Annotated in this window: 3 protein-coding genes and 2 pseudogenes; all 5 read right to left on the bottom strand. The window is 44.9% G+C overall.

All coding sequences use genetic code 11. The features are described 5' to 3' along the window. Window positions 1–110: 110 nt before the first annotated feature. On the bottom strand, window positions 111–422 hold the full coding sequence (locus cpu_RS13185; protein ID WP_369688873.1) for an ATP-binding protein: 312 nt from the start codon (window positions 420–422) through the stop codon (window positions 111–113). Further along, on the bottom strand, window positions 352–573 hold the full coding sequence (locus cpu_RS13880; RefSeq protein ID WP_200800706.1) for a hypothetical protein: 222 nt from the start codon (window positions 571–573) through the stop codon (window positions 352–354). The genes cpu_RS13185 and cpu_RS13880 overlap by 71 nt, the downstream gene beginning before the upstream one ends. Window positions 574–609: 36 nt before the next feature. Then, a pseudogene (gene istB, locus cpu_RS13180) lies at window positions 610–945 on the bottom strand (IS21-like element ISChy4 family helper ATPase IstB); the annotation flags it as partial. Between the two features lie 123 nt (window positions 946–1,068). Further along, a complete protein-coding gene (locus cpu_RS13175) occupies window positions 1,069–1,869 on the bottom strand; it encodes an ExeA family protein (protein WP_075860421.1) in 801 nt (266 codons plus the stop codon). Between the two features lie 2 nt (window positions 1,870–1,871). Then, window positions 1,872–3,036 (bottom strand): annotated as a pseudogene (locus cpu_RS13170) (transposase); the annotation flags it as partial.

The following is a 3,036-nucleotide window of genomic DNA, read 5'->3' as shown; positions in this document are numbered from 1 at the left end:
ATCGTAACTGCTAAATCGCACTGTAACCGTTCGGTAGCTCCGGTTTAAATTTTCCCGCTTCACCTTTAAATAAACTGCATTTTTCGTATTAAGCTTATACTGACATGGGGTCATAACATCAGACAATTGTGGTTGCCTGCCGCAGCAATTTCTAAAGCTCTTTTCGCTACCGCCTGTCCTGCTACATCGGCAAAGTCCAGCTCTTCATCGGGTTTTTCGCGGAGTATTTCGGAAATATCAAGAGGCTTTTCCGGTTTAAGCTCTTCTTCTCCCGATAAAAAGGCTACGATTTCTCTTAGGCTCTTTGCCCCGTAAACCTCAACCCCGGATACTAACGCTCCTTCGGTACGGTTATTGTATGGCACCACCGCTTTCAGCACAGATCCCCTGACCGCTAATACTGAAGGTAGGACTCCATCCACCTCCCTGACCTGACCTTCCAAAGATAGTTCCCCTAAAAAGATGTAGGCGGTTAATGTCCACCTCCACCTCTACTATTTCTCCATTAATGCCGTTTAAGGCAATCGTATGTACTTTAGTGTCAATAGCGGATTTAAATTGACCCATTTTCAACGGTTTTAAATTGACCCACCCTGGCTTTTTTTAAAATTAAGCTTTGATATGTGGGTTACCGTAGAGACCGGTTTTTAACCTGTCCTTTAGGCGGTAACTGTTCCCCCTTATGTTGATTATGTGGGCATGGTGTAATAGCCTATCCAACACTGCAGTGGCAAGCACCGGGTCTCCCATGAGCTCCCCCCATTCCCCAAAGCTTTTGTTGCTGGTGAGGATGATGCTCCCCTTTTCATACCGGGCACTTATTAGCTGGAAAAAGAGGTTTGAGCCAAGGCCATCTAAAGGGAGATAGCCCACTTCGTCGATAACAAGGAGCTTGGGCCTAAGGTAGATCCTCATTCGCCTTTCCAACCGGCTTTCTTTATGGGCTTTGTTTTAAGTGTTACCGCTCGCGCTAATTGACCACATTTAGCTCAAATTAAGTGGCCGCAAATTTTGCTCACTTTATTTGGCCAGGCAGTTTTTTTATACTGCCTGGCCATTGGCATAATTTTATACAGAAAATTCATTTTCAATTACTACCTTGACCATACGGTTATTAATAAGTCTCTGTTCGGCTGCAGCTGCCATTAGACAAGCAATACATAGGTTATTGATTTTCCGGGCAATGCCACCAGCATACTCATAGACCATATCCAAGGCATCATCGGTAAAAATTGCTGAACTTGCCCCGGCTGTCCTGAGATGGTGGGCTACATAGCCTTTTGCTTCCTCCCGTTCCATGGGCAGAAGGTGGTAGCGAAGGTTAATCCTCTGAGCAATAGCTTCATAAACCTGAAGTTGTAAGATACGACGCAGTTCTGGTTGCCCTACCAGAATTAGACTCATTGGATTATACGAATCCATGCGAAAATTCAAAAGAAAGCGTATTTCTTCAAGCATTTCCCGGTCAAGCAGGTGGGCTTCATCCACAATAACTACCGGAATTTTCTGCTGGTTTTCTGCTAAGTCAAGGATAACTTGATGCAGCTGACGTTTAGCCTGCCCCCGGTTAAAGCGTGGCTCACAGTCAAGCTGTCGCAGGGCTTCCCAGTAAAAATGCCTGGGAGTTAGACCAGAATCGCTAATATAAATAACCCGGTACTTATTGGGGTTTAATAGCGATAATAGTTGCCGTAACGCTGTGGACTTACCTGCTCCTACTTCGCCGGTAATTAGGGCAAAGAGGCGTTTTTCCGCTGCATACTTAAGCCTGGATACCAGCTCTTCATGGGCAGGAGTGGTAAACAAGGAGTTTACCGGCAGATCCCGACCGAAGGGTGTGCGGTGAAAACCAAAAAAGGGTTCAAACATTTTTACTTACCCCCTTCCAGCTGGCGGAAGGGTATAGCCCCTAATTTTCGCCGGCGGCGTTCAATACTTCTTTCTTCAAGTACTGTTAAGAGGCGGGAAGTTTTTGGTGTTTTATCTTCTTGCTCTTTTTTATTTTTTGCAGCAAGGTTGTTGTATTCCTGGATAACCAAAGGCTTAGCTAGTCCCTGCTTTTGACCACTGTACCAGAACTCAATGCTTTCTAAGTCAAAAGGGTCGTAACGGAGATCAACGGTTTTTCGTATCCATTTCAAACCAATTTCATAAAACCGTCCTTCAAGTTTGATACATCCTGTTTTATCTACCCGGCGACTTGCTTCCCAGAGAAAAGCGTCCCTGCATTCTTCAAGAGGCTTACAAACCGTAAACGCCGGGTATCCTTCTGGAAACGGTTAGCCGGAGTTTCGTTTTCTAAAGAGCTGTGCGGGTGGTGGTTATAACCTTCTTCAACCCAAACAGCAAAAGCCTGGTTAAGTTCTGCCAGGGTCTTAGGTTGTTGCAGTTCTATTTCGGCTATAAAAGACTCAACGGTGCGGTTAAATCGTTCAATTTTACCTTTTGATTCAGGAGAATAAGGTTAATAGGTCTTATCCCCAGCTTGGCACATCCCAAACGAAACCAGCGGGAAACAAAAATCTTGCCATTATCTACATAAACCGCATCCGGGATTCCTCGTTTCAAGATGGCTTTACGAAAACAATCTTCTAAAACTGGCCTCTTCTGGTCAAGATAAAACTCTCCATGACAAAGAAGACGAGTAGCATCATCGATAAATGCCACTAAATAAGTTCGTACTTTGCGTTTGGGATTCTTTGGATGCGGTAGATACGGCCCATATTTGATATCCGCCTGCCAGAGGCGATTACGCTGTTCTTTGGCAAAACGCCTGTGCCATGATATCTTTTGCTTAGCTTCCTTCTGGGTTAGGCCTAAACGAGAAAGATGCCTCCCAAGGGTAGAGCGGGCTAACATTCCTGCAGGAACTTTCTTTTCTCCTTCTAAAATCGCTATGATTTGGCTTACACTCCGTTCCGGAAGTTCTTCCTTAAGTTTTACAGCCTCTTCGATTGTTTCGTGGCTTATAGTACGACTGCTTCCATTATCAGACCGGATTTTTGGCATAAGACCAATTAAACCCTGCTGGCGGTA

Source organism: Carboxydothermus pertinax (genome assembly GCF_001950255.1).
GTDB classification, from domain to species: domain Bacteria; phylum Bacillota; class Z-2901; order Carboxydothermales; family Carboxydothermaceae; genus Carboxydothermus; species Carboxydothermus pertinax.
This window is presented reverse-complemented; position numbering and strand designations above follow the sequence as displayed.